The organism is Microcoleus sp. AT3-D2 (assembly GCF_036705715.1).
Lineage (GTDB): Bacteria > Cyanobacteriota > Cyanobacteriia > Cyanobacteriales > Microcoleaceae > Microcoleus.
Genome location: NZ_JAUBVE010000018.1, coordinates 80,667 through 105,310 on the forward strand (window position 1 = coordinate 80,667; position 24,644 = coordinate 105,310).

The 24,644-nt window shown below is 46.6% G+C and carries 21 protein-coding genes and 1 tRNA gene; 10 read left to right on the forward strand and 12 right to left on the reverse strand.

The genetic code is table 11. The annotated features are described in order from the left end of the window. Window positions 1-161: 161 nt before the first annotated feature. The 4 genes from QUB44_RS10980 to QUB44_RS10995 form a co-directional block, all read right to left on the reverse strand. Window positions 162-830, reverse strand: a complete 669-nt coding sequence (locus tag QUB44_RS10980) for a hypothetical protein (protein WP_333366644.1) — start codon at window positions 828-830, stop codon at window positions 162-164. A 228-nt stretch (window positions 831-1,058) separates the two neighbouring features. Beyond that, window positions 1,059-2,009, reverse strand: coding sequence for a PIN domain-containing protein (locus tag QUB44_RS10985; RefSeq protein WP_333366647.1), 951 nt, complete (start codon window positions 2,007-2,009; stop codon window positions 1,059-1,061). Between the two features lie 240 nt (window positions 2,010-2,249). Beyond that, the gene (locus QUB44_RS10990; protein ID WP_445299887.1) at window positions 2,250-3,776 is read right to left on the reverse strand and encodes a site-2 protease family protein; all 1,527 of its coding nucleotides are present in this window, start codon (window positions 3,774-3,776) and stop codon (window positions 2,250-2,252) included. Window positions 3,777-4,223: 447 nt separating this feature from the next. Continuing rightward, window positions 4,224-4,297: transfer RNA gene (locus QUB44_RS10995), tRNA-Arg, on the reverse strand. 956 nt (window positions 4,298-5,253) lie between these two features. Between QUB44_RS10995 and QUB44_RS11000 the strand changes: the two genes are divergently transcribed. From QUB44_RS11000 to QUB44_RS11010, 3 genes are all read left to right on the forward strand, one after another. Further along, window positions 5,254-5,928, forward strand: coding sequence for an Npun_F0813 family protein (locus QUB44_RS11000; protein WP_333055855.1), 675 nt, complete (start codon window positions 5,254-5,256; stop codon window positions 5,926-5,928). A gap of 548 nt (window positions 5,929-6,476) precedes the next feature. Then, the gene (locus tag QUB44_RS11005) at window positions 6,477-7,538 is read left to right on the forward strand and encodes a hypothetical protein (protein WP_333366654.1); all 1,062 of its coding nucleotides are present in this window, start codon (window positions 6,477-6,479) and stop codon (window positions 7,536-7,538) included. A gap of 154 nt (window positions 7,539-7,692) precedes the next feature. Beyond that, window positions 7,693-8,706, forward strand: a complete 1,014-nt coding sequence (locus QUB44_RS11010; protein WP_333366657.1) for a hypothetical protein — start codon at window positions 7,693-7,695, stop codon at window positions 8,704-8,706. 14 nt (window positions 8,707-8,720) lie between these two features. Here QUB44_RS11010 and QUB44_RS11015 read toward each other — a convergent pair whose 3' ends face one another. Further along, the gene (locus QUB44_RS11015) at window positions 8,721-8,996 is read right to left on the reverse strand and encodes a LapA family protein (protein ID WP_333366659.1); all 276 of its coding nucleotides are present in this window, start codon (window positions 8,994-8,996) and stop codon (window positions 8,721-8,723) included. Between the two features lie 368 nt (window positions 8,997-9,364). After that, the gene (locus QUB44_RS11020; RefSeq protein ID WP_333366661.1) at window positions 9,365-10,798 is read right to left on the reverse strand and encodes a phosphoglucomutase/phosphomannomutase family protein; all 1,434 of its coding nucleotides are present in this window, start codon (window positions 10,796-10,798) and stop codon (window positions 9,365-9,367) included. 239 nt (window positions 10,799-11,037) lie between these two features. On the opposite strand from QUB44_RS11020, the gene QUB44_RS11025 reads away from it, so the two are divergent. Next, window positions 11,038-11,223: a hypothetical protein gene (locus QUB44_RS11025; protein WP_333163972.1), complete on the forward strand. Its 186-nt coding sequence runs from the start codon at window positions 11,038-11,040 to the stop codon at window positions 11,221-11,223. A 459-nt stretch (window positions 11,224-11,682) separates the two neighbouring features. Next, entirely contained in the window at window positions 11,683-12,777 is a 1,095-nt protein-coding gene (locus tag QUB44_RS11030) for a hypothetical protein (protein ID WP_333366662.1), read from the forward strand. A gap of 55 nt (window positions 12,778-12,832) precedes the next feature. On the opposite strand, the gene QUB44_RS11035 is transcribed toward QUB44_RS11030, so the two are convergent. The 3 genes from QUB44_RS11035 to nagA form a co-directional block, all read right to left on the reverse strand. After that, window positions 12,833-13,225: a DUF423 domain-containing protein gene (locus QUB44_RS11035; protein ID WP_333366664.1), complete on the reverse strand. Its 393-nt coding sequence runs from the start codon at window positions 13,223-13,225 to the stop codon at window positions 12,833-12,835. A 285-nt stretch (window positions 13,226-13,510) separates the two neighbouring features. Next, window positions 13,511-14,197, reverse strand: coding sequence for a magnesium protoporphyrin IX methyltransferase (gene bchM, locus QUB44_RS11040; protein WP_333366666.1), 687 nt, complete (start codon window positions 14,195-14,197; stop codon window positions 13,511-13,513). A gap of 208 nt (window positions 14,198-14,405) precedes the next feature. Then, window positions 14,406-15,635 (reverse strand): N-acetylglucosamine-6-phosphate deacetylase, encoded by a 1,230-nt coding sequence (nagA, locus tag QUB44_RS11045; RefSeq protein WP_333366668.1) that lies wholly within the window; start codon window positions 15,633-15,635, stop codon window positions 14,406-14,408. Between the two features lie 227 nt (window positions 15,636-15,862). On the opposite strand from nagA, the gene purE reads away from it, so the two are divergent. Both purE and QUB44_RS11055 read left to right on the forward strand, forming a co-directional pair. Then, on the forward strand, window positions 15,863-16,384 hold the full coding sequence (gene purE, locus QUB44_RS11050) for a 5-(carboxyamino)imidazole ribonucleotide mutase (protein WP_333163960.1): 522 nt from the start codon (window positions 15,863-15,865) through the stop codon (window positions 16,382-16,384). Between the two features lie 83 nt (window positions 16,385-16,467). Further along, the gene (locus QUB44_RS11055) at window positions 16,468-18,066 is read left to right on the forward strand and encodes an ammonium transporter (protein ID WP_333366670.1); all 1,599 of its coding nucleotides are present in this window, start codon (window positions 16,468-16,470) and stop codon (window positions 18,064-18,066) included. A 594-nt stretch (window positions 18,067-18,660) separates the two neighbouring features. Here the strand turns inward: QUB44_RS11055 and QUB44_RS11060 are convergent. Next, window positions 18,661-19,263 carry an IS607 family transposase gene (locus tag QUB44_RS11060; RefSeq protein ID WP_333317143.1) on the reverse strand — a complete coding sequence of 201 codons (603 nt, stop codon included), beginning with the start codon at window positions 19,261-19,263 and terminating at the stop codon, window positions 18,661-18,663. 282 nt (window positions 19,264-19,545) lie between these two features. Between QUB44_RS11060 and QUB44_RS11065 the strand changes: the two genes are divergently transcribed. The 3 genes from QUB44_RS11065 (at window position 19,546) to QUB44_RS11075 (ending at window position 23,819) form a co-directional block, all read left to right on the forward strand. Beyond that, complete coding sequence (locus QUB44_RS11065; protein WP_333366672.1) at window positions 19,546-20,463, forward strand: SGNH/GDSL hydrolase family protein; 918 nt, start codon at window positions 19,546-19,548, stop codon at window positions 20,461-20,463. 436 nt (window positions 20,464-20,899) lie between these two features. Then, complete coding sequence (locus tag QUB44_RS11070) at window positions 20,900-22,339, forward strand: ammonium transporter (RefSeq protein WP_333366674.1); 1,440 nt, start codon at window positions 20,900-20,902, stop codon at window positions 22,337-22,339. A 274-nt stretch (window positions 22,340-22,613) separates the two neighbouring features. After that, window positions 22,614-23,819: a 4-hydroxy-3-methylbut-2-enyl diphosphate reductase gene (locus tag QUB44_RS11075; protein ID WP_333366676.1), complete on the forward strand. Its 1,206-nt coding sequence runs from the start codon at window positions 22,614-22,616 to the stop codon at window positions 23,817-23,819. 39 nt (window positions 23,820-23,858) lie between these two features. Here QUB44_RS11075 and QUB44_RS11080 read toward each other — a convergent pair whose 3' ends face one another. Both QUB44_RS11080 and QUB44_RS11085 read right to left on the reverse strand, forming a co-directional pair. Continuing rightward, a complete protein-coding gene (locus QUB44_RS11080; RefSeq protein WP_333366678.1) occupies window positions 23,859-24,002 on the reverse strand; it encodes a hypothetical protein in 144 nt (47 codons plus the stop codon). Window positions 24,003-24,215: 213 nt separating this feature from the next. Beyond that, on the reverse strand, window positions 24,216-24,644 hold a 429-nt coding region (locus QUB44_RS11085), incomplete at its 5' end, for a transposase (protein WP_333366679.1).

Below are 24,644 nucleotides of genomic sequence, written 5' to 3' on the forward strand. Positions count from 1 at the left end.
ATGAAACTTGCCCCCCGAATTTATCCGTGGGGTCAATGCTTCAATCGAAAATCGAAAATCGAAAATCGAAAATCGATTGACTCTGGGTCAAAAAACTGAATGGTTGAGTGTTAACTGTTGACTCAATTGTATTATTCCGATGCAACCAGAAACGATATAAATTACTGCAATTTCTGTTCGCTAGCAGCCTTAATATCCTGCCACCAAACATCGACATAGGGCCACATCAATCTCTCGTCTCCTCCAGAATCTAGTTTCACAGTCACCTCATAACGGTAAATATGCGTGAGTTCGCCAGTTTTACGATTCAAATAAAATTGTTTGGGATTGTCGGTGATAATTTCTACCCTTTGATTCAACAGCGGCAGCATCTGGGTAGAAGAACCCTGAAACGGATTTTTGCCTTTGATCACATAGCCACCAATCAAAGAGAAGTACATTAAAGCTAGGAAAAATACTGTACATAAACCCACAATTACCAGTGTTTTTTGTTGTGAAAAACTGGTATAAACGCTCACATATCCTACGATCATAGTTCCCAAAAACAACAAATTTGGCAGGTACAGCCCATCTTCCAAAAAAACGCTACCAAAAAATATGAGGGCTACCTGAAAACCAAATAATGCAGCCACCCAACTCCAGCCAGTTAGCAACGATGCAGATAGTAGCAAATTCATTGCTACAGTAAGGGCGATCGCCATTGCTATAGCCGCAAGTGGTGCTGCATAATCGTACTGTCTGAAGGGAAGAAGAACAAAAAAGACTAAAGCATAAGCAAAACCCCCAAAAGCCAGTGCTAATCCACTAATTATTTCATTCCCGTTCAGCATGGCGAGGCATTTTTTGCTCGGTAAAGTGAAGCGTTCATCTTCTGTTGTGATAGTAGCCGTTGAAAATTCCCAGCGGACTCAGGCCAGGAACTCTAAACGTAGCGTACGCCACAAGCAGCTTACCGCTATATTTAGGGTAGCGAACCGATTTGTTAACCAAGCGTGCTATCCCAGTTTCCGAAGGCAGAATTCAGCCGGATCTGAAGGTAGAATTTTCAGCAAACCAGATTATTTAGGGTCGATCGACTTAACAAATTGTTGCACAGGCTGCGGTAGAGCCGGCACAAAAGTCTTTCTAAAACCCCTAACATCGAACACTCGCCACAAAATACCCACCGCTACCGTCAAGAAAAATAACGCTCCCAAAAAATTGAACACAGTAGACAGAAAACCGCTGTCCCTTTTTTTCGGAGGTGTAATATGTTTCATGCGATATACAGCCGGCTCGTAATCTCTCGCCTCCTCGCGATTACGCCGCGGTGTTTTGGGGCGCGAACTCGCACTGCGCTTCTCAGTCAAACCCGTTTTATTAGTTTTAGTAAAACTGCTAGCCGACTTCAATTCAGAAGCGCCGCGCGTCCCCGTTAACTGGCTACCAGAAGTCCCCGTTGTCCCTACAGCAGCATCCTGAATTCTGCTGTTAGAGCGCTGAGTCGATTTGCGTTCGGCGAGGGTACGCATCAAACTTTGCAATTGCTGAGTTGCCGCCGGCGGGCGTTCCCCTTTCCTCGCCCAATTTAACAGCATCGCCCCGGTAATCCCGCAGAGATTCGTAGCGCCTACAGAAGCCAGCCGCTTCAGCAGAGGCTGGCTGTTGGACACAAAAATCACCAATGCCTCCGGGTGTTCGGTCGCCAAACCGTAAACGCACTGAGCCGTGGCCACCACCAGCATTGCTGGCTTGCTTTGATTTTTGATCGAAGGTTCGAGAGCTCGGTGTGTTTCCTGAGCGTCAGTTGCAATCCAGCCGCTGTCGGCAAAAAATCGCATAAATTCTCTAGCTACTTGCTCTTGAGCTTTTTCCACAGCTTGCCCTGTCAGACGATCTATTTCGTCGTACACTACTTCCGGGATATAGCAAGTTCCCACTTTGGAATATTCTTGCCACACTTGGGTTCTGCCAGTCATTAAAACATCTGCATCAAAAGTTACCAATACAGGAGGAAGTTGATTAGCCATGACTTTATCCTATAGGCTCAGATAAGTTATTTAAACTTAATCGATCAAGTTTAAACAAATTTTGGGTTATAAAAAAATCAACTTTTGGTAGTAGATAAATTGCCCTGGGCGGGGGTCTTAATTGGAAATTAGTAGTTAGAAACCCGATCGCCCTTCAGTTCCCAGTTTGATCGCTCAATTCCTAGATTCCACTAATTTACCGCAACCCAAGAGCCTATTACCAAAGATGCCCGACTACTGCTAGTTCCCGATTCCCAGACGGCCAGCCAAAGCCGGAGTCAAAGGCAACAGGGCAGCAATCATCAAGAACAAAGCTAGCAAACCCAAAGCCGCGCGAGCGTCGTCAGGCTCAGTCAGCTCGTTGAGGCTCGGCCGCTCCAAATTCCGCTGTAAAATCAGAATCACGATCGCCCAATACAGAGCCAAAGGATTAACTAAAGAAACGATGGCCAGCACCACAAAAGTCGCTAAAGTAGTGCGACTGGCTATTTTCCGACCGTAGATGGCTTGCACGATTCTACCCCCGTCCAACTGTCCCGCCGGCATCAAATTAATCGCCGTTATTACCAAGCCCAACCAACCGATAACTACCAGCGGGTGAACGTCAACAATCTGCTGCTGCAACGCCGAACCCAAAACCACTTTTGCCAAAGTTCCCACCAAAACCGAGCCCTTGAAAAATTCTGCGGGAATTTGAAACAAACTGCCGGGGTGAGACAGCAGCAAACCCGTTACCAGCATTAGCACAGAAACTATTCCCCCAGCCGCTGACCCGGCAAAAGCGATGTCAAACAAAACTTTACGGTTGGGCAGCAGCGACTCAAAACGGTCGATCGCTCCAAAACAACCTATCTGCAAAGTTGGTATAAAAAACGGCCAACTCAAGCCAACCTTGTACTGATTTGCCAGCACTCGGCGAGCAATTTCCCCAGAGCCTAAAACCGCCCAAATTCCGGCTGCAATTGGCAGAACTTCTAGATATCTAGCCGGCGAGTTAAAGAAATCGAAACCTAGCAGCAAACCGCCTGTCTCTAAGCTAGTAGCAATTGTTGCCAGCAGCAGCACAACTGCTAGGATTTTTTGAGACACGGTTGTTGGCTGCGGGTCGTTGCTGCTGGGCAAGATAATAACTACGGGCTTGTCGTCCTGATTTTCTACTAAAAATAGACGGTAGCGATCGTTTAATCTTTCTTCCAAACTTGCCGTCAAACGTGAGTGTACTTGTTCTGGGTCTCCCCGGAGATTGCCTTTGAGAATTACCCCATCTTGATAGGGAATTGTTTCTGTGGCAAAGAAAGTATCAATTCCAAATATGCCTTTAATTGCCTTGAGGTCTTCCACTGGAACGGGAATTATTTCTGATTCATTATTCGCAGGCGAGGAAGTGACGATTTTAATGGTTTCTGGGCCTGGTGGTCGCTGCGACTCAGGAGTGGAGAAAGCATCACTTTGGGAATTTACCTCAGCAACATCCTGCCGCGGCAGCACTGCATCCGATGCAGCCTTACGCAATTGTCGGCCTAGATAAATGTATAATCCCGTGGATGCCACCAGCAGCAACAATACCGCAACTAGATTGAGGTAAATTCCGGCGGCGAACAAACCAAAGAACAGCAGCCAGGGACTCATCAGCGCAACAGATTGCAACCAAGCCAAAATTCCCAGTTTGCCAAAAGGTCTGGCGCGATAAAATCCCCAACCCAGAATTCCCAGAGCAACCAATACGAGCGCAATTGTTGCCGTATTTTCCGATGCAACTATAGGCATTCCGGTTGCTTGCGCCAATAGGGGCTTTAATCGGTCGATCGCGCTGCGGTCGAGTAATAGCATTAAATTTTGGGGAATATGAAATAGAGTTGTTGGGAACATATCCAAACCTATCGGAAACTAGCCTGATTACTAAGGATAACCCCTGAGGGCTACTCGGCCCAAAACCTGCTGCTGGTGCTGTTTGAACATCACAGGATCTAGGCTATTGACACAATAGACTTTTTATGATACCACATCGGCTGTGGCAAACCTATATTCAGAAAGGTAGCAGTGTCGATCGGCCAGAAGCAGGAAGATTCGCCCGGTTTGGCAGGTGGGGCTTTTGCTTCGGATTTGTTTTGGATGCCCGAATCCGAAACAAATCCGAAGCAAATAAGATCTCAGCCTCTCTTTTCTTGGCGGGATAAAACTGCTGAAACCCTCGATCTCATTAAATTTGTGTAACGGGTACGGCAGGACTTGAACCTGCGGCTCGCTGCTTAGAAGGCAGCTACTCTATCCAACTGAGTTACGCACCCAACTCAAAAATCGCTAACAAGATTATTGTATCGGTGCACTGTGCGATCGAGCAAGTAAATTATGTGATGACTTACGCAGAAACCGCTTTGATGTACAAAAATATGGCGTGCAGCGCGATGATTCGGGAAAAAGACCAAGGTGATGAGAGTGCCTTTGCCTCCAAGACTGTATCTGACAAAAGCTGGAGGGACTCACCTGCAAACAGCACAATTGTAAATTTACAATCAAAACTAGGTAGGACGTGAAGTCGGGTAAAGTATTTAGAGGTCGAGTTGAAACCCCCATATTTGGTCTATCGGATATCTCCCCAAATTAAGACGGAGCTCAGACAGGAAAAGAGTCACAGGTACTTTTTCCAATATCTCTATTAGTTATGTTAACATCCCCTAGTGGCAAAGCCTAAAACGCTGACCGCATTACCGCAAAACCAGAGATCGTCCCCTGCCTGATTTGAGGCCTGATTTGAGGTATGAGTTGAGCCCGAATGAATAATTTGCTGATATTGAGTTATGTTGGCTAACATTCTACTCGACTTGATATTTCATAAAAATGTGGTAGAACTAGGATTGAAAGACTCAGGTGAAAATCCCTGATGGTACGGAGCCTCTATATAAGCTTCCTCTACGGCATCAAAGCAAAACAGTCAATCGCCCGCTCGGCACGAGCGCTAAAATCAAGCGTTGCCAGTACAGCAGTCGTAAATTGTGCGCGGGGGATTTTCCTTCGTGCATAGATTTATACGCCAAGGCTGAGAGACAATCTCAGCTTAGATATTTGTTAGCATTTGTTAGCAAAAAAGTATCGGAACGCTTGAGGAGAGAACCATCTCTGGGTGATCGGGAGCAATCCTGCTAATTTAAGTGGACTCGCTGAATCAAGAATCCCCTCGCCTCTAGGCATGGGGAGTGTCAAAAGCACAGCACCTCGGCCATGACAGGAGTCAAATCGCAGTGTCATGTTTATTCTGAAACGGCAGGATGTTGAAATAACCAATTTTCAACACCCAAAACGGGATCAACAAATTCCCATTCTCAATTATCAGGGGCAGACTTTTCGCCTGATCAGCGCCTTCAACGGCAAGCAAGCAGAAGACGCCAGAGCCTTGTGGCGGGACTTAACCGACAACCGAGGCAAAGCCTGTGTTCTGCTAGAAGAGCCGGATAGATATAGCGTCTGGGGAAAAGTCCGTTTAGATCAGCTTGCCGGTGAAGAACCGGCAGGGAATGAAGCAGCCAAAGCACCACTGTTCGCGCAGGCTTGTCTGCTGCTCCTCCAAGCTGTTTACTTCGATGTAGAAGACCTCTTAGGCGCAAGGCAAGCCACATCGTTTCAGAAAGATATCGCCAAGGTATTTCAGCAGGGAAACTTCCCCCAGGCAGACTCCCCTGATGCGATAAAAAACTGGCTAACCGTTAGTCCCTTGCAAAATCACAAGGTGCCTCCTTGGCAAGAGCAGCATCTCAAGACCTTATTGCAAGAACTCCACCGTCTGGGCAAATCATATTTTGGCAATACGGACTTCGCGGAGGGAGTGAGCGATGTGCTGCAAGATATGCCAGCACCGGATCGGACTCAGTTTCTAGATTGGCTGAAACAATCAGCCCTCAACAAGTTGTGGATCGCAGGATAGAAAATCTGTGACAATTGCTCAGACAATTGGGCCCAGATAATTGAGCTTAGATAATTGCACTGTAGGGGGTACGCGATATACAGGTTGGATGGCCAACTTGTATTGACCAACCAAATTGTTGATTCGGTTTGGATGCCACCTATGGTCTGGCAATTTAACTAAGTTTCGATCGCAGTCCCCACCCACAATCATTGATATGAGTGGGGGAGTGTGAAAGCAAAAAACAGATACCTCAACATTTGAGGGTGGAATTTCAGAGATAGATGGGGTAGTGTAAAAGCCTTAAGGGTGGAGACATATACCGTATTTCTATCATTATATTTCCGGGTACAAGATCGACTAACGACTAATTCCTTGAATTAGTAAATAGATATTATTCTTGCTTAGTCTTTCTAGAGTGTACGAGGGCAAAAGTCCCAACGACACGCTGAGGACGCCAGTTGTTCCGGGAGCGTCAGGCAAAGGTTCTTTTGCGAAAGAATCCTCATCTACAATCAAATATTGAGATGGGGTGCGTTCAACCGCTAGTTAGGTCTCGTGGAATCCCTATGAGTAGCACTTCAGAAAAGTCATCTACATCTTCATCTTTACTGTCAGCTCAGACCCTAGTGATTGCGGGCATTGTCTGGGCTGTCACGGCGCTGCTGTTCTTTTTGCTGTTCAGCGTCCCCCTCTCAGCAGAAGAGGGTTTACCTCTGTGGTACTCGATCGGCACTTTTGTTTTTGAATGCGGAGCATTCTTGGGAGCAGCTTTAGTCTGTTTTAGAAACTGGCAAAGCCCGCACATGGTCAGCGGGCGCAACGTCTGGCTGGGCATTGGTCTGGGGATGCTGTTCTATTTCCTAGGCAACCTGCTGTTCGGGATTTGGGAACTCTATTTCGAGTTAGACCCGGACGTGTCTCCTGCCGATGCGTTTTATCTGGCCAGCTATGTGGTACTGATCTGGGGCATGGTTCTAGCCGTGACTTCCAAGCGGCTGAATCTAGAAATTGGGCAGTGGGCTTTGTTAGCGGCAATTGCAGCCTTGGGGATTGCTGTAGCTATATGGGTTGCTGCACCGGACTCTTGGAGGGTCCAGCTAGGAATGGCTCCGGCAGCCACTCAAGAAGTAGTGACAGAATCTGCACCAGCAAGCGCTACCACAGGAAGAGCGCCTGCTTTGGACAATTCGTCCAAGATACAGCCAAAAGCAGCAGCGACTGATGCTGCATCCGCACCCGAAGAAGAAGAAGCAGAAGCAGAAATCAAAGCTCCGGGATGGGTGATGGCACTTGACGAGCAACTGGCGCCTCACAAAAATGCAATCAATTTGTTTTACATCGTCGGGGACGTTTTTCTGCTGATTATTGCTACTGCATTGCTGCTGGCGTTTTGGGGAGGACGTTTTTCCCAATCTTGGAGGATGATTGCGGCTGCAACTTTTTCGCTTTACATCGCAGATATGTACTTTAAATGGCGCGATACTCAGGCTGAGGGTACTTATCAAAGCGGCAGTTTGCTGGAAATCTTTTTTGTTTTCAGCGGCATCCTGTTTGGGATTGGAGCTATCTTGGAACATGACATCTCAAACCGTTCTCGCCAGAGCAGGCGCAGTCGTCGCGCAGCCTAGCGATTTGAGATTAGGGTTGCTTTGGCAAGCGATGGGGACGCGAAAGCTGTTTTGCCCTTGTCGGCATCTGTGAGCTTGAAATCGAAAATGAAAAATCACAGTTCGCTGACTGCTAGCCTGGGTCTTTTCACGTCTTTTTGCTGGAAAACTTGGCATGACGCCTACAAAACTCTCCGATTCAGACAAACGCGAACTCATCAGGCTGTACCGACAGTCAAACGAGAATACTGTCACTCTGGCAAAGCGCTACGGAGTGAGCAGTTCGACTGTGAGGCGCATCATTCAGGGGGCTTTGTCGGAGCCGGAATACGAATTTCTAGTGCAGCAAAAACAAAAGCGTTTGTCCGATCGCACAAGTGTTTCTGAACCGACAGAGAGGACTACTGAGTCGTCGGCCGATGGCGAAACCGATCCTGTAGGTGTCCCCCTGTCGGAGTCAGCCCCTGTCCAGCAGTCAGCCTCAAATTCGAGACCGACGATACGAAAGCGTTCTGGATCAGCCCCTGAACCAGTTGCAGAACTCGAAATTCGAGGGAATGTAGAGTCGGATTTGGATGTTTCTGATGTGCCAGATGCCCAAGCAGTCACTGCAGATCAAAGCCACCACGCTGTTGTGACTGGTGGTGAACAAAAGGCAATGCTGCCAGCAGCCCTTCTGCTGGCAGGTGAAGACTTTAGGGATTTCGAGGAAGATGACGAGGATGAGGATGAGGATGAGGATGAAGACGATTTAGATGACGACTTCGACGAAGATTTAGACGATGAAGACTCTGTATTTGAAGGCCGTCTCCTGGGTTCACTATCGTCGGGCGAGTCGATCCTCTTCGAGAGCTTCGCTAACGAGCTTCGGGGTACAGGACTGATTCAAGTTTTGCCTTTAAGCGAAGCATCTCTGCCCAAAATTTGTTATTTGGTAGTCGATCGGGCGGCCGAGTTAATCACCAGACCTCTAAAAGCTTTTGGCGAACTGGGTCAAATTCCGCCGGCGGAAATTCGCGAGAAAACCCTGGCCGTTTTTGACAATCACCGAGTGGCCCGCCGATTTGCTACTCGCAATCAAAGGGTTTTCAAGATTCCTGACAGCAGTATGCTGCAAAAAGCAGCGCCTTATTTGTTAGCTAAGGGAATTACTCGGCTGCTGATTGACGGCCAGGTATATTCCCTCTAAGGGATCAAATCTATTTAATATTGTACGGTGTCGGATTCTTCTGGATTTGCCTGAAATTTAGGACGTGAGTTTTGGGAATCTGAAAGGTTCCACAGCGGTTGCAGTAGCGCAGCTCCGATCAGTCCTGCACTCATGCTCATTGCCAATACTACTCCTACGGGCAGTTGTATCGATTGAAAAAAGATAAAGTTTAAGGATACTGGGGCGGCATTCTGCACTGAGATAATGCCGATCGCGCTTACTAAAATTGCTACTAAAAAACTAATGGCGAGCAGAGGAATTGTTTTCATAAACTGGTTGACAGGCTAATAATTTAACTTGTATACTTGTTTTATAATCTAAATCTGTGTAAAAATTTTCTTTTTGCCAACACCCAATTATTTAATAATATAGAATAACATTAGGGGAAAAGTCAAGTAGAGAGGGAAAAAATAGAGAATTTTTTTAATTAATTAAAAAATTAACAAACATAAATAAATTTACGCTTCCCAAACTTAAACAAATCCAAGTCGATTGCAAATATATAACTGGCCCAGCAGTATCGATGATTAATGTTCAGAGGCTTTGCGAGAGTTATCAAAAAATACGTAAGGTGCGCTTGGCGCACCTCACAATCTCAAGCGCTAGGGGAAAAACCCCCGTTGGAATAGGTAGAAAATTAAACAGGTTCTAACTGAGAAATTACCTTTTCCATGTGTTGGGCAACTTGGCTTTCTTTTTCCACGGAATTGGTTTCCATGTAAACGCGCATCAAGGGTTCGGTTCCCGAAGGCCGCAGCAGTACCCAGCCACCGTCTTCAAGATAAAGTTTAATCCCGTCTTTGCGGCCGATTTCCTTAACGCCGATACCTGCTACTTCTGTGGGGGGATTCTTGGTAAAAGATTCCAAAACGGCTGCTTTGTGGGCTTCTTCTAGGTGCAAGTCCAAACGTTTGTTGTACAGGGGGCCGTTGGCTTCTTTAATTGCTTCTTCGACTAGCTGAGAAAGCGGTTTGCCTTCATAGGCGATCGCCTCAGCAACTAGCATATCAGCCAAAATCCCGTCTTTTTCAGGAATGTGACCCAAAACGCTCAAACCGCCCGATTCTTCCCCACCGATGAGCACCGCAGTTTCCCGCATTTTTTCGCCGATGTATTTAAAACCGACTGCAGTTTCGTAGATTGTTAAACCGTACTTAGCGGCCAAATTGTCCAGCAAGTGGGTAGTTGCGACTGTACGGACGATCGCCCCAGTCAAGCCTTTATTCTTCACCAAGTGACGCGCCAGCAGCAACAGTACAGTATTGGGAGTCAAGACATTTCCCAACTCGTCAACAATACCAAAGCGATCGCTGTCGCCATCGGTAGCTAAACCCAAATCCGCCGAATCCTTCTTAACAGCTTCCACCAACTCAACTAACTGTTCCCCCTTGGGCTCGGGCATTCCGCCACCAAACAGCACGTCGCGGTAGGTATGAAAACTTTCGACATCGCAGCCGCAGTGTTCCAAAACGCCGTCGAGATAGCCGCGAGAAGTCGAGTACAGAGCGTCGTACTTCACCTTCAACTTAGCCGAGCGAATCCGCTCCACATCGATCAAAGTATAAAGAAACTTCAGATATTCGGGTTTCGGGTCAAAACTGGAGATTTTATCGTTGTGGCTGCCTTTGGCTGGGGCATCAGAAGCACCAGCAATATTGGCCACAATTGTATCGGTAATTTCCGGGGTTGCCGGGCCCGCGTAGTCGGGGATGTATTTGATGCCGCAGTAAGGTGCGGGATTGTGGGAAGCCGTGAACATCAGGGCTCCTGCGGAGTTGAGATGCTTGGCGCTGTAGGCGATGACTGGTGTGGGGCAATCTCGATCGACCACTTTCACCGTCCATCCCAAATCTGCCAATACTTCCGCTGAGGTGCGGGCGAACTCGTCTGCCAGAAAGCGGGTATCGTAGGAGACTAGAACTGGGCGGTCTTTGGTGTAAGCGGTTTCTAGGTAACTGGCGATCGCCCGGGTGACTTTTCGCACGTTGGCAAAAGTAAAGTCATGGGCAATCAGTCCTCGCCACCCATCGGTTCCGAACTTAATTTCTGTTGAATTGCTGCTAGCGCTCATTTTATCCACTTCCTCTCGTCCTACTAATCCTACCCGAAGGCATAGCCTTAAAGACATACCGGCCGTGCTGTTTGTGAGGATTGATCGCCCGTGGGGCCCGCATCAGCCTAATCCTCTCGTTGTAGGGACAGGCTTCCGCCTCCGGCAGAGGACTCGAACCCGCCGGATTTGGCAAAATGTGCGGGCTACCGGGCGAGTCACTCGCTAATTGTGGTTTTGAAGGGTAGGTGGTCGATCGAATGGACAACGATCAATTGCGGGCGATTCCCTACGGGATAGCTTCGCTTCACGGGGAAGCTAAAAAACTGATCCCAAAAAACGGCCCTGGCAATAGTCTTAACGAAATGCACATAAATCTCATCCTAATCTTAAATTTAATTTTTTATTTAGAAAAGCCGATTATTAAATTTGTTAGGGTTTCCTAACAATCGCCCGACTCACAATACATTTCTAATTCAGCTATAGAAATAAATTAACCAAAGTCATCGCTAGATCGTGCTGTAGCCTAGCTTCTTTAAGAAATTAGGGCGATCGACCAAAGCGCTTCAAAACAAAGATAAAGTATTTCAAGCAGCAGTTTTTTTTGAGGCAGATTTGACTTTAATTATCAGATTTTAAGACAAATTAAATTTACTTCTCGTCCTCTTTATAGGTCAAAAAAATAATTAGGATCGCGATCACAGGGTGATGGTGATCGCTCGCACAATAAATAACGTTATTAACGTGCAACTTATAAAAGATGCAGGCAGTCGAGCCAAATGGCTTATAGCTTTAAGCGTAATGGCTGATGACTATCAGCGTACAAATGCAGAAAATTGTAGTTAACAACGTTAAAAATTAGGGGAATCGATCGAGTGCGACTTAATAAAAAAACGAGGTTTATCATGACGGGTATTTCACAAATATCTTCAAAATCTTTACCAGCAGCCGACCAACTTCAACACGGCCCAAGTCAGGCGTCCCAAGGTATTACCGGACCCGACACTGACAAACTCCCAAAAGCTCAAGGTGTCAGCGTTTCTTCCTTCGCAGTTAGCTGGGCAAAAAAATATTACAGTACAGTTGCGACACGAGAGAACCAAGCGCCACGTCAAATTCTCCCAAGCCTCGATTTAACTAATTTTGAGGGGAATAGAGCCCCAATAGTTGAAAAATTGACAGATACCCTAAACTTAGCCAGCGAGATAGCTTGGAGTAGAGTAGAAGCTCTTTTCGGGAAACAAATAGAGCGGCACGCGATCGATCCAAGTTTAATTAATTCTTTAGAAATTCCCGGTGATTCTCGCACCTTATATCGGAAAGCAATAGACGCTTATGCGGATAGAGAACCTGTTTTCCGCTTGTCAGTGCTGGTGGGAAAAGATATTATCAAAGTGAGGCGAAAATACTCAGAGACAGATCCGTTAGTGCTGGGATTTGTGACAATGCAGTTTCAATACACTAGCAAAATCTTGTTAGGATGTCTTTGGGAGTCAGAGCGAGCGGAATTTGCGCCCTACTTAAAAGTTGTAGACGACTACCTGCACATTCCCTACGGAGAAATTAACGAGGCTGCGGCGAATCAGCCCCCGAATTCAATATCTCTATTAGCCGTTCAGCATTTGTTGCAGCAGACGACTCAGATTGCTAGTGCAGTGTACGATCGAGCTAGTGCCCAGCATCAAGGATACCGCAGCAGCAGCGGGTATTTGAACGATCGCGAGGTAAAAATTTCTGGTATTCGGGATGTCGAGATTTTTCAAAGCTATTTGTGCTGGTGCGTTTTGGAAGGTAGCATTCACCCGGTACAACAAGAATTGTTTCCAATTTGCGTGATGTTGTACCCGAAACTTCATGTAAGTTGGGAGTTAGTGCAGGATATGCTGCTGATTTTGTTTTGGGAAATATGCGAGCGGCTTCCTGCTGAAGATCTAACGGTATTTGTACCTTACTTGCGTACTTTGACAGAGCTGTTTTCCAGGGATGTGTTTGATAATTAGATAATTGCCAATTGCCAATTGCCAATTGCCAATTGCCTCAAAATTTACCAGTTGCCTATTTAAAATTAAAAGCAGCGACTGCCAAACACCCCCAACCGACAATAAAAGCAACTCCGCCCAGGGGCGTAATTGCACCCAGCCATTTGATGTCAGTCAAACTCAGGGCGTACAAACTGCCTGAAAAGATGATAGTGCCGGCAATAAAACCCCATCCAGCCACTGCAAAAAAGGTTTGAGACTCTTGGGCGCGGCTCAAGAGTAAAGCGACGAGTAATAGAGCCAGGGCATGGTACATTTGATATCGGGCGCCGGTCTCAAAAATGGTTAAAGCTCGATCGCTCAATTGATTTTTCAAAGCGTGGGAGGCGAAAGCACCGCCTGCAACGGATAAACCTCCGAATACGGCTGCGGCTGCTATAAAAATGCGAATTAAAATTAGCGTTGACATAATATTTATTGAATTGCAAAGAAGGAAGTTCGGCAACGAGCAATGTACGGGATGTAACGGATGTTAGGAAGAAGGAAGAAGGAAGAAGGAAGAAGGAAGAAGGAAGAGGGAAAACATCTAATTGTTGAGCGAGAAAGTGCGCGGTGCCTGCCGTATTGGTCATTGCCAGCGGGAGCGAAGCAATCGCAGAGTATGGAGGTTCACTGGCCTAACTCTGGGAAGGGAAGGTGCGCTAGGCGCACCCTAGGCTGATGAGAAATTAGCTTTTTTGCAAATATTTTTAATCTATTTCCGCACAGCTTCCAGCAAGCGAGAATAGTAAAAGCTAGTGCTAGTCATCGCTGTTCTGTTAATAACAAAACCATTGCTTTCTAAGATTTTGATAATATCAGCTTCGCGGTGCTGGTAAGCCCGGGTAGTTTTGCTCGGGCCGGGGAAAAGTTCACCAATTTTTTTGAGGGCGGTAAGTGCTAATGTTTTGGGTGCAAAACTAAGAATTAGTCGCGATTCGGCGATCGAACTTAGGTGAGCGATCATTTCTGCAGCCTTATTTTGAGGATAGTGGATTAGCACGTCCAAACAAATCACTGTGTGGAATTTGCCGGTTAAAGCTTCCAAATCTTGGGCTGCGAAGGAGATGTTGTAGAGCTTGCCGGGAACTGCTGTCGATCGATCGTAAGCTTCTGCTACCATTTTTTCTGAGATATCGCTAGCGCAAACAATTGCCCCAGCGTCAGCCAGAGGAATGCTCAGAGATCCCACACCGCAGCCGGCATCGCAGACACAAAGCCCGGATAAATTCCCGTCAGCTTGCAGCCATTCGATGACTGTATCCACCGTTTTCTGGTGCCCGGTGCGGATGTCTAGCTGAACTTTATTGACTTTGCCGTCGCCGTAAATTCGCTGCCAGCGATCGAATCCCGTTGAGTTAAAATACTGTCTAACTATAGTCTTGTCGTCTACCAAATTCATCGATCTGCCTGCTGCTGAGTTATTGCCAACGGTTAGACATTATATAGCAATCCGGTTCGGAAAATGTGCAAATCGCAACAACCTATTTTAGATTTGCGATTTGAGATTTTAGATTAAAACGGCACATCTAAAATCTAAAATCGATCGGGTAATACCAGTTAGCACATTCCCACTCCATCAATTCTTTAATTTAAAATGGTATAACAGGTTAAAATAACCGATGCCAAGTCAATTGCTTTGTCGCAGCATTTAAATTCCAGCGCAACAATTGACTTGCCGATTTGCCAATAATTCCCGAAATTCCGATCGCCCTTCTCGGAGATTCAGTTGCCAGGGCGATCGCACTTTCGGCATCGCAAATTCCCCACTCCACCAAATTCTGAACTCCCGCCAACAGCGGCAGAGTTGTACCTGCCAAAGTAGCAGATTCCAGGGGCGAGTGGTAATCTAATCTTACCCAAGCTGTACCTTTTCTGACTTCAATTTGTCGGGAATCCCAAGGATAAACACCGTCAGGCAAACCCAAAGGAGCCAAAGCATCGCTCACTAAAAAAACGCCTTTTTGATACCTACCAGCGCGTAGCAAAAAATCAATCATTGTCGGAGAAACGTGCTTGCCGTCGGCAATTAAACCGCATTTTACGCCCGGATAAACAATCGCCGCTCCCAATAAACCCGGTTCTCGGTGGTGCAAACTCGGCATCGCATTAAAAGCGTGAGTTACCATTGAAGCTCCCCGCTCAAATGCTTGCTGTGCCTGCTCAGCCGTCGCTTGGGAGTGTCCAAGACTGACGGAAATTCCCAAACTTTGCAAATAGGAAATGACTTCGCCAGTGCTGTCTAACTCCGGCGCTAAAGTAATTATTTTGACAATATCGGCACAATCTCCTAAAACTCGCTTGACATTTTCTATAGTTAGCGGTAGCAAAAACTCAACTGGGTGAGCGCCTCGCTTCAGGGGGTTGAGAAAAGGGCCTTCGAGATGAACGCCGAGAATTTCCGCTGTTTTGGGTTTAATTCTTGCGTGATCGGCGGTTTGTACAGTGCGGATATAATCAGCTATAGTCGAGAGCGATCGCCTAAACTTATCCAGCGAAGTTGTCACCAAAGTCGGCAAAAAAGCATCGACTCCCTGATTCCACAAAAATTGACAAATTTTTGGCAAAATTTCAATATGCTTGTTTTCTAAATCGGGAAAAGCAAAACCCATGGCGCCGTTAATCTGCAAGTCAACACCGCCTAGAGAAAGCCAATCGCCTGCTACATCAAGCACTTGCAAATCGGGAGGACAAATCCGTTTAAATACAGCGTCCATTGGCCAAACTTCTTGAATGATGCCCGTTTGGTCAACAGCAAGCATCTGCAAATCCTTGCAACCGGGGAGGCGAACATTGAGAATATCTGTGCGGGCGGCAGGTGGGGTTGTGGCTTCAGTCATCCGATTTTAGATTTTAGATTTTAGATTTAATATTCGCTACGGATAAATCCGGTGGCTGTCGATGAGGAGGGGGAGCTTTTTGCTTTTTGCTGGCTGCAGAGCTGCTCAGACGGGGGCTTGTGGCAAAATTGCTTTTAAGGGTCAGTTTGGGTACAAAATATCTAAATTTGAGTTAACGCAATCATTTAAAATTAGCATTTATCTGAAATCTCAAATCTGAAAATTTTATGAATCAAGCGACAGTTGGAATTATCATGGGTAGCGATTCGGATTTACCAACCATGAAAGATGCGATCGCAGTTTGCGAAGAATTCAGTGTTGCTTGCTCCGTGGCGATAGTCTCGGCGCACCGGACCCCTGAGCGCATGGTGGAATATGCCCAAACCGCTCACCAACGAGGCTTGAAAGTCATTATCGCAGGTGCCGGGGGAGCGGCGCACCTCCCAGGTATGGTAGCATCTTTAACCCCCTTGCCAGTAATTGGGGTGCCTGTACCGAGTCGGCACCTGCAAGGGATAGATTCGCTGTACTCGATCGTGCAAATGCCAGCCGGGATACCCGTAGCAACAGTGGGGATCGGCAACGCTAAGAATGCTGGCTTGCTGGCAGTTCAGATACTGGCAGCTCATCAGCCAGAATTGCTAGAGCGAGTTTTGCATTACCGCAAAACTTTGTCCGAATCTGTACTGAAAAAACAAAATCAACTAGAAGAGCTAGGCTATCATAACTATCTCAATCTCAACAAATAATCCATAAACTTTTGTAGTAAGATTGGAAAGTTTTCCGAATATTGCTGAGCTTACTAGCCGTAAAGAGGGTAAAAGTGATTAAAATGACTGTCGGAAAGAAAAAGTCGAAACAAGTCAGGCGGGAGGCTTTAAATTTGCCAGCAGCTAAATTTTTTACGAAAGTCAACAGGTTGAAGAAATTACAAAGGGCGATCGCCCGCCTCAGCCCAAGTTGGCAAGCCTGCATACCTTTAGCTGCAATCATCGTCTTGGTGTGGGGATATGCGGCGGTAGCCCAAACCCCTGCAACGCCAACCACCGAGGAACAATTAGCAAGCCTTAAGGTGGGCATGGATACCATGTGGGTCATGGTGGCGGGGATGCTAGTGTTCTTTATGAACGCCGGTTTCGGTATGTTGGAAACCGGTTTTTGCCGTCAGAAAAATGCGGTTAACGTGTTGTCCAAAAACTTGATTGTTTTTGCGCTTTCTACGATCGCATTTTGGGCGATCGGCTTTGCCTTAATGTTCAGCAAAGGCAACGCTTTTATCGGCAGCAGCGGATTTTTTCTGTGGGATGTAGCCGACAACAGCCCTGCCACAGGAGAGGCTTATCAAGGCATTTTCGAGTCGCTTAACTGGACGGGAGTCCCCCTCAACGCTAAATTCTTTTTCCAATTAGTTTTTGCGGGAACTGCTGCGACGATCGTTTCTGGAGCCGTTGCAGAGCGAATTAAATTCCTTGAATTCTTAATTTTTAGCTTGCTGTTAGTAGGCATTGCTTACCCGATTACCGGACACTGGATTTGGGGCGGCGGCTGGCTGGCAAACGCAGGCTTCTGGGATTTTGCCGGTTCGACGGTGGTTCACTCGGTAGGCGGTTGGGCTGCTTTGATGGGAGCGGCATTTTTGGGGCCGCGGCTTGGTAAGTACCGCGACGGCGATACTGTGGCGATGCCGGGACACAATATGAGCATTGCCACTCTGGGCTGTTTGATTTTGTGGTTGGGCTGGTTCGGTTTCAATCCCGGTTCGACAATGGCACTCGATGCAAATGCGATCGCCCATATTGCGATCACCACCAACACTGCCGGTGCCTTCGGGGGAGTTGCTGCAACCATTACGGCTTGGCTGTATCTTGGCAAACCCGACCTTTCAATGATTATCAACGGCATCCTCGCAGGTTTAGTCGGGATAACAGCAGGCTGCGCTTGGATCAACGTGCCCAACTCTGCCATTATCGGCACGATCGCCGGTATCCTGGTAGTTTTCGCCGTAACTTTCTTCGACAACTTGAAAATTGACGACCCTGTAGGCGCAACTTCAGTTCACTTAGTCTGTGGCATCTGGGGAACTCTGGCAGTGGGCTTGTTTGCTGACGGGCCTACAACTGGACTTTATACCGCAGGCCCCGAAGCCGGATTGCTTTTGGGCGGAGGTTTCGGTCAACTCTGGGCGCAGTTGGTCGGCATTATCTCTGTAGGCGGGATGACCGTGCTGCTGAGTACGATTTTTTGGCTGGCACTCAAAGCTTTGCTGGGTATCCGCGTTTCTGCTTTAGAGGAGGCTGAAGGTTTGGATATCGGCGAACATGGGATGGAAGCTTACACGGGGTTTGTGAAGGAAACGAGCTTGGACAACAGAAGTGAGACCAGCTACGGCGGTTATGGTGGGGGTTCTGGAGGCAAGAGTACCAAACTGTAGAGCGTGCGCTTGATCGACCAATTCAGCTTTCGTGTCCTAGATTAGCTATTTATCAGCTAATTCACGCCTTTATTCAGAAAAACCACACTCTGAAATAGCCACTAACTTATGGCTGTCTATCGTTGTGCTCGCGTTTCAATCTTCGATACGAACGCGGGCATATTTTTATTTTTAGTTGACCTTTAAGGGCTGACATATGGCGTTGCACAATTTGAGGATGATTATCCCTCTTCTGTCACTTTCGGCAAGAAATAATCGGGAAGGCTTATAGCAGAAGACTTTTACCAAAAATCTTGATTTCAGCCATTCTGTTAGAAAATAAACGCTCAAATGCTAGCTCTATCTACAGTTAAAAATTTGGCTCATTTTTATTTTTCCAGGGTGACAGAAGAGGGTTATGGTGGGGTGTCCCGCCTGCTGTGAAAATACAATGGACGGTCTACCCGAACAAATCAGAGAAAAAAATCAAAATCATCCCGCTATTATGCAACGCCTTAAATATAGTAGTTTCCGATTGCATGAGATGTGCGTCGGTCATTGGTAATGGGGAATTGAGAATCTGTAACTAACGAACTTTGCAAACTGGTGTATTGATTAGAGTTTACCGGCAATTGCTTTAAGTTCTTCAACGACGCGCTTGTTCTTGGGATTCCTGCTGCCATCAAGGCGGGCGGAGACAACAGTGATTATTTCTAGTATATCTTTAGCTAAATCCTCGTCACAGCTAGTATTTTCGGTTTGATTTATAATCACTACCTCTGTCCCAAAGTGTTCGCACAAATTAAAAATTAGTTCAGAACCAAATCTCAGCAGTCTGTCTTTATGAGTTAATACCAACCTTTCGACTTGATTGTCTGCGATCGCCCGAATTAGATGTTGTAAACCCCGCTTACTGTAATTAACCCCAGAACCTACATCCTCAATGATTTGGAATTGCCACCCCTGAGATGCACAAAACAATTCCAAAACTTGTTTTTGTCTGTCTAAATCATCTTTTTGGTTGTGACTGCTAACCCGAGCGTAAGCAATGGTTAAAGCGCCGTTGGGTTTTAAGCCGAGAAGATGAGCTAGGTCATAGCGTCTGTGACCATTAGCGGTGCGTTCGGGTATTAGCTTGCCTTCGGCTTCCCACCGGCGCAAGGTGGAAGCGCTCACACCTTTAAGTTTGGCTGCTTCAGTTATAGTTAATTTTTTCATTTTTGGATTTTAGCATCAGAAATGGGTAATTTCGGTAAGTTTTAGATATATTTTTGTCCTGGTCTGCGGGTTGGACAAGTCCGATTTATGTGCAAGAAAGTTTGGTAGGCAGATTTTTTATGGTAAAGTAGTGCGAAAAAGCAAAGTTCTGCATCGCCGTCCTTGCCCAACACAGCACAGTGCTTGATTCTTACAAGAATTGAGGCTTTAATTGAGCGGTAAAATTGGATGCAGCAATCAGTGCAAATTATTCGGTGTGAGGCCTGCAAATAGCTTGAGTTTATGGAGAAGTTTGGAGGAGGTAGCAGAAGTAGAACTCATAAATCCCTCTTAGGGATGGAAGTTAGCCGATCGAAAAGTGTTCCGGTTTGGGCTTTGCTATCTTTGGTGACGAACGGGGTACTGATAGTTACAGTCGCTCAACTACTGCTGCAGGGAAACAACTTGACAGAAAGCTTCCAGGCGAATGATGCGGTGACGGCAGAAGCGGCCCAGGAACAAATTGGCCAACCGGCGATCTCTGCAAAGGCAGTGCTAGACGTGCCCGTTCCCGGGCCGCGACTTAAATGGACTTACCAGCAGTGGGTGACGCAGTTGGGTCGCGAAGCTGAGGCGGCGGCGGCGAATCGACCCTCAAGACTAAGTGTTTTGGCTGGGGATTCTCTAAGTATGTGGTTTCCAACCAAGCTGTTACCAGTCGATCGAATTTGGCTGAATCAAGGGATTTCGGGGGAGACTTCCCTGGGTTTGCTGAAGCGGTTGCAGTTGTTTGATCGAACTGCCCCGGATACGGTGTTTGTGATGATTGGGATTAACGATTTGTTGCGGGGGGCCAGCGACGAAGGGATTTTGGACAACCAGCGGCAGATAATTCGCGATTTGCGGTGGGCTCACCCCAAAGCACAAGTTGTGGTGCAGTCGATTTTGCCGCACAGCGGGGAACAAGCTACTTGGGAAAATCGCGATCGGCTGTTGGCGATTCCTAACAGTCGGATTAGGTCAATAAATCGACGGCTGAAAGAAATTGCTAGTTCGGAAAATGTTTTGTATCTGGATTTGTACCCGCTGTTTGCGGATGCTGAGGGCAATTTGCCAACTGAACTCAGCACAGACGGCTTGCACCTTAACGATCAAGGTTATCTGGTTTGGCGATCGGCCCTACAACTATTCGATCAGATGCAGTTGAAAAATGAGTCATGAGTCATTAGTTATGAGTCATTAGTCATGAGTCATTAGTCATTAGTCATTAGTCCTTAGTTAGAAAAATAAAGGATGAAGTCATATTCTCCCCAACTCTCCCCCTCTCCGATTACTGTGTTGTCACTGGCTATGTCAAGTAGCGACTGATACATTAAGAAATATGATAGTTAGCTATTTAGTATAAGGTGATACAGAATAACTGTTTGTACAAATGGTGGAATCCAAAAGGCATAGACCATTGGATTGATAGTTGACGAATTTAGATGAGTCCGGCTATACGAAGTCGGGAGGTTGAGGATTGGGGAATTATCTATTGAAGATTTGTTCCGCTAAAACACGGACTTAAAACCAAATAACTATTGCATCTAAAATCCTCGCATCTAAAATCGGCTGGGTCTTCCCGGAAAATTGCTGAGTATGAGAAGGTACAACTAACGTGATCAAAAAAAGTTTAACGATCGGCATCATCGCGCTGTGGCTGTTAAGCGTACCGCTAACGGACAATGCCTTAGCTCAAGATGCTGCTGGTACTGCTGTTGCAGTGGTGCCGAATCCGATCGACAGTGGCGATACGGCCTGGATGTTGGTCTCCTCAGCACTGGTATTGCTGATGACACCTGGGCTGGCGTTTTTCTACGGGGGACTGGTGCGATCGCGCAACGTCCTCAACACCATGATGATGAGCTTCGTCATGATGGGACTGATCGGCGTCACCTGGACGCTGTGGGGCTACAGTTTGGCCTTTGATGTCACCGCCAGCAACCTAAATCCTCAAGGGTTTGGCCAAGGGATCGAAAGCTTCATCGGCGGCTTCGACTGGATGTTCTTGAACAAGGTGACGGCGGACACACCAGATCCGATCGGCTACGCACCGACAATACCTCACCAAGTCTTCATGGTTTACCAGATGATGTTCGCCATCATCACTCCAGCCTTGATTTCCGGGGCGATCGTCGAACGGGTAACATTTAAAACCTATTTCTGGTTCGTGCTGGTGTGGTCTACCTTCATCTACTCTCCTTTAGCCCACTGGGTTTGGGGTAGAGGCTGGCTGGGGGCGATCGGAGTTTTAGACTTTGCCGGCGGCACAGTCGTGCACATCAGTTGCGGTGTTTCTGCGGTTGTCGCAGCTTGGGTAATCGGGCCCCGCAAAGACCACTTGAAGAAACCCCACACCCCCCACAACGTACCCTACGTCTTGTTGGGAATTGGGCTGCTGTGGTTCGGCTGGTTTGGCTTCACCGGTGGTAGCGCTTTCGGATCTGGTTCTTTAGCAACAGTGGCTTTTGTCACCACAATGGTTTCTACAGCAGCCGGCGGTTTAACTTGGACAATTGTCGAATGGGTACTTAGAGGCAAACCGACAGCAGTGGGAATTGCTAGCGGTTTCCTCGCGGGATTGGTGGGCATCACACCTGCGGCTGGATTCGTGCTGCCAGTGGGAGCGCTTTTGATCGGATCGATCACTTCGGTTTGTTGCTTCTTTGCTATTAGCTGGCGCGCTAAGCTGGGATTTGACGACTCTTTGGATACCTTCCCGCTTCACGGCGTCGGCGGAACTGTGGGCGCGATTCTGACTGGTGTGTTTGCGACTAAAGCGGTTAACGCTGCCGGAAATGACGGGCTGTTTGCCGGGAATCCGGGGCAAATCGGCACCCAGTTGATAGGCGTTCTAGCTACTTACGTGTTTGCGGGTGTCGGCACTTTTGTAATCCTGAAAATTGTGGAACAGTTTATGGAACTGCGAGTGCCGTCATCTGCTGAAGACAAAGGTTTGGATATTGACCTGCACGGGGAAGAAGCTTACGGTGAGGATTTTGCCGGCGGTTTCAGTTCTTTTGAATCGAGTTCTCCTTTTGCGCCGAGGAAGATTTGAAAAGACCCTAAGACTAACGCACTCAAGCCTGTGAAACCCAGTTTCTTTGGAGATTTATCGACTCCCAACCCAGATTTTTCTAATAAACCGGATTTCTTTGCGGGATTTTGTGCAGAAGAAGGTTTGAATCTGTGATTTGCAGTCAGAGTCAATAATAGTAGTTGGGTTGCCCCGTTTTGCAATTGTTGCAGGCGGGGTTTTCAAATTTGAGATGAGAGTTCTCCAATGGTTCTAAAATCAAAGGTAATTAACCTAGATTTCAACTTGATACCGCATGGATACTAAAGCTTTTAAACGATCGCTCCAACAGTCGGAAAACTACCACCGCAAGGGTTTCGGACACGAAGCTGAGGTAGCTGGGGTGATGCAAACGGCTTATCAAAGCAGTCTGATCCAGCAAATTCGCGACAATAATTACAGGCTGGAACGCGGCGCAGTCACGATCCGGCTGGCTCAGGCTTTTGGCTTTTGCTGGGGGGTGGAACGGGCTGTAGCTATTGCTTACGAGACTCGCCAGCATTTCCCCTCGGAACGGATTTGGATTACTAATGAGATTATTCATAATCCCTCTGTCAATCAGCATTTGCGCGATATGGAAGTTGGTTTTATTGCTGTTGAGAAGGGGCAGAAAGATTTTTCGGTTGTCGATAGTGGCGATGTGGTAATTTTACCTGCTTTTGGAGCGAGTGTCCAAGAAATGCAGTTGCTTAATGATAAGGGCTGCAAGATTGTTGATACTACTTGTCCTTGGGTTTCTAAGGTTTGGAATACTGTTGAAAAGCACAAAAAAAAGGATTATACTTCGATTATTCACGGTCAGTACAAGCATGAGGAAACTGTTGCTACGAGTTCTTTTGCTGATAAGTATTTGATTGTGCTGAATTGGCAAGAAGCTGAATATGTCAGCAATTATATCTTGCATGGGGGCGATCGCGCTGAGTTTCTGGCTAAGTTTAGTAAGGCTTATTCTGCTGGTTTTGACCCGGATCGGGATTTAGAAATGGTGGGGATTGCTAACCAAACTACTATGCTCAAAACTGAGACAGAGAATATTGGCAAGTTGTTTGAAAAAACGATGATGCGGAAGTTCGGGCCGGAGAATTTGAGCGAGCATTTTCTGAGTTTTAATACTATCTGCGATGCGACTCAGGAACGGCAAGATGCTATGTTGAGTTTGGTTGAGGAAAAGTTGGATTTGATGCTGGTAATTGGGGGTTTTAATTCTTCTAATACTACGCATTTGCAGGAAATTGCGATCGACAAAACTGTTCCTTCTTATCACATTGATTGTGCAGAGCGTATTCTACCGGGAAATCGGATCGAACACAAGCCTTTGGGGGGAGATTTGATCGTAACCGAAGGTTGGCTACCGGATGGTAAAATTGTGGTGGGCGTGACTTCGGGTGCTTCTACGCCTGATAAGGTTGTTGAAGATGCGATCGATCGCATTTTCGCGATGAAAGCGACTGCGATTGTGTAATTATATTGTTTCGGCACTGCACTCGGAATCATAATTTTCTCAGTGCAGGGCGAGTGTCTCTTTGCCAGTGCGATCGAGCGTCTCGCTCGCAAAAAGATATAATTCCGATGTTAAACTAATTTCAACCCATGAATTCTCCCCAATTACCCGATCGCTCGCATTTCTGATTTCGATACTATTCACCCGCGTCATCGCCTCTGTGAATTCCTCCCTGCCTCCAAAATATTATTTTGTAAATAAATATTATTATAAATTGACCTTTTTTTGGTGGTAAAAAGCTTGACTTGGCTAGTTTTATAATGTATTATTTAACAATGGGAATAGTAGCAAAAATTAGATTTATGTCACTATTCCCATTATTTAAAATATACCACAAAACAATACTCCGGACAGTTTTTAAGCAGCCAAAGTACCATAAGACAAGACTGAAGGAAGATTAGGATGGTTTAAAATCAAATCCGGGTCTAAATCTAACTTGTCAATAAAGGTACAAAGTAGATGCTTATTGAATTCCAGACGTTTATAAGAGGCCATAGAAAACACAAACGACTTGGCAGATGAATGACAACTAGAGAGTTGATGTTTAGCTAAGTTTAAGGCAATTAGACTGGCATTAAAATGAAAATCAAGCCGTGGTAAATGACGAGCTTGACAATCAGACAGTCCTGTAAATTGCTTGGCATCACGAAAAATAAATTCAATCTGGAAGCGAGCCTGATAATATTCAAGAATTTGCTCAGGTGGTAGGTGAATATCAGTGCTAAACAATAAAGCATTTTTGATTTTGCCGTTGGCTTGAACCTCAGAGATACAAACCAAACAAAT

Excerpts from the sequence above, each read along its gene's own strand:
- QUB44_RS10980 (WP_333366644.1), bottom strand. The coding sequence starts at position 830 with ATGCTGAACGGGAATGAAATAATTAGTGGATTAGCACTGGCTTTTGGG.
- QUB44_RS10985 (WP_333366647.1), bottom strand. The coding sequence starts at position 2,009 with ATGGCTAATCAACTTCCTCCTGTATTGGTAACTTTTGATGCAGATGTT.
- QUB44_RS10990 (WP_445299887.1), bottom strand. The coding sequence starts at position 3,776 with ATGCCTATAGTTGCATCGGAAAATACGGCAACAATTGCGCTCGTATTG.
- QUB44_RS11000 (WP_333055855.1), top strand. The coding sequence starts at position 5,254 with ATGTTTATTCTGAAACGGCAGGATGTTGAAATAACCAATTTTCAACAC.
- QUB44_RS11005 (WP_333366654.1), top strand. The coding sequence starts at position 6,477 with ATGAGTAGCACTTCAGAAAAGTCATCTACATCTTCATCTTTACTGTCA.
- QUB44_RS11010 (WP_333366657.1), top strand. The coding sequence starts at position 7,693 with ATGACGCCTACAAAACTCTCCGATTCAGACAAACGCGAACTCATCAGG.
- QUB44_RS11015 (WP_333366659.1), bottom strand. The coding sequence starts at position 8,996 with ATGAAAACAATTCCTCTGCTCGCCATTAGTTTTTTAGTAGCAATTTTA.
- QUB44_RS11020 (WP_333366661.1), bottom strand. The coding sequence starts at position 10,798 with ATGAGCGCTAGCAGCAATTCAACAGAAATTAAGTTCGGAACCGATGGG.
- QUB44_RS11025 (WP_333163972.1), top strand. The coding sequence starts at position 11,038 with ATGGACAACGATCAATTGCGGGCGATTCCCTACGGGATAGCTTCGCTT.
- QUB44_RS11030 (WP_333366662.1), top strand. The coding sequence starts at position 11,683 with ATGACGGGTATTTCACAAATATCTTCAAAATCTTTACCAGCAGCCGAC.
- QUB44_RS11035 (WP_333366664.1), bottom strand. The coding sequence starts at position 13,225 with ATGTCAACGCTAATTTTAATTCGCATTTTTATAGCAGCCGCAGCCGTA.
- bchM (WP_333366666.1), bottom strand. The coding sequence starts at position 14,197 with ATGAATTTGGTAGACGACAAGACTATAGTTAGACAGTATTTTAACTCA.
- nagA (WP_333366668.1), bottom strand. The coding sequence starts at position 15,635 with ATGACTGAAGCCACAACCCCACCTGCCGCCCGCACAGATATTCTCAAT.
- purE (WP_333163960.1), top strand. The coding sequence starts at position 15,863 with ATGAATCAAGCGACAGTTGGAATTATCATGGGTAGCGATTCGGATTTA.
- QUB44_RS11055 (WP_333366670.1), top strand. The coding sequence starts at position 16,468 with ATGACTGTCGGAAAGAAAAAGTCGAAACAAGTCAGGCGGGAGGCTTTA.
- QUB44_RS11060 (WP_333317143.1), bottom strand. The coding sequence starts at position 19,263 with ATGAAAAAATTAACTATAACTGAAGCAGCCAAACTTAAAGGTGTGAGC.
- QUB44_RS11065 (WP_333366672.1), top strand. The coding sequence starts at position 19,546 with ATGGAGAAGTTTGGAGGAGGTAGCAGAAGTAGAACTCATAAATCCCTC.
- QUB44_RS11075 (WP_333366676.1), top strand. The coding sequence starts at position 22,614 with ATGGATACTAAAGCTTTTAAACGATCGCTCCAACAGTCGGAAAACTAC.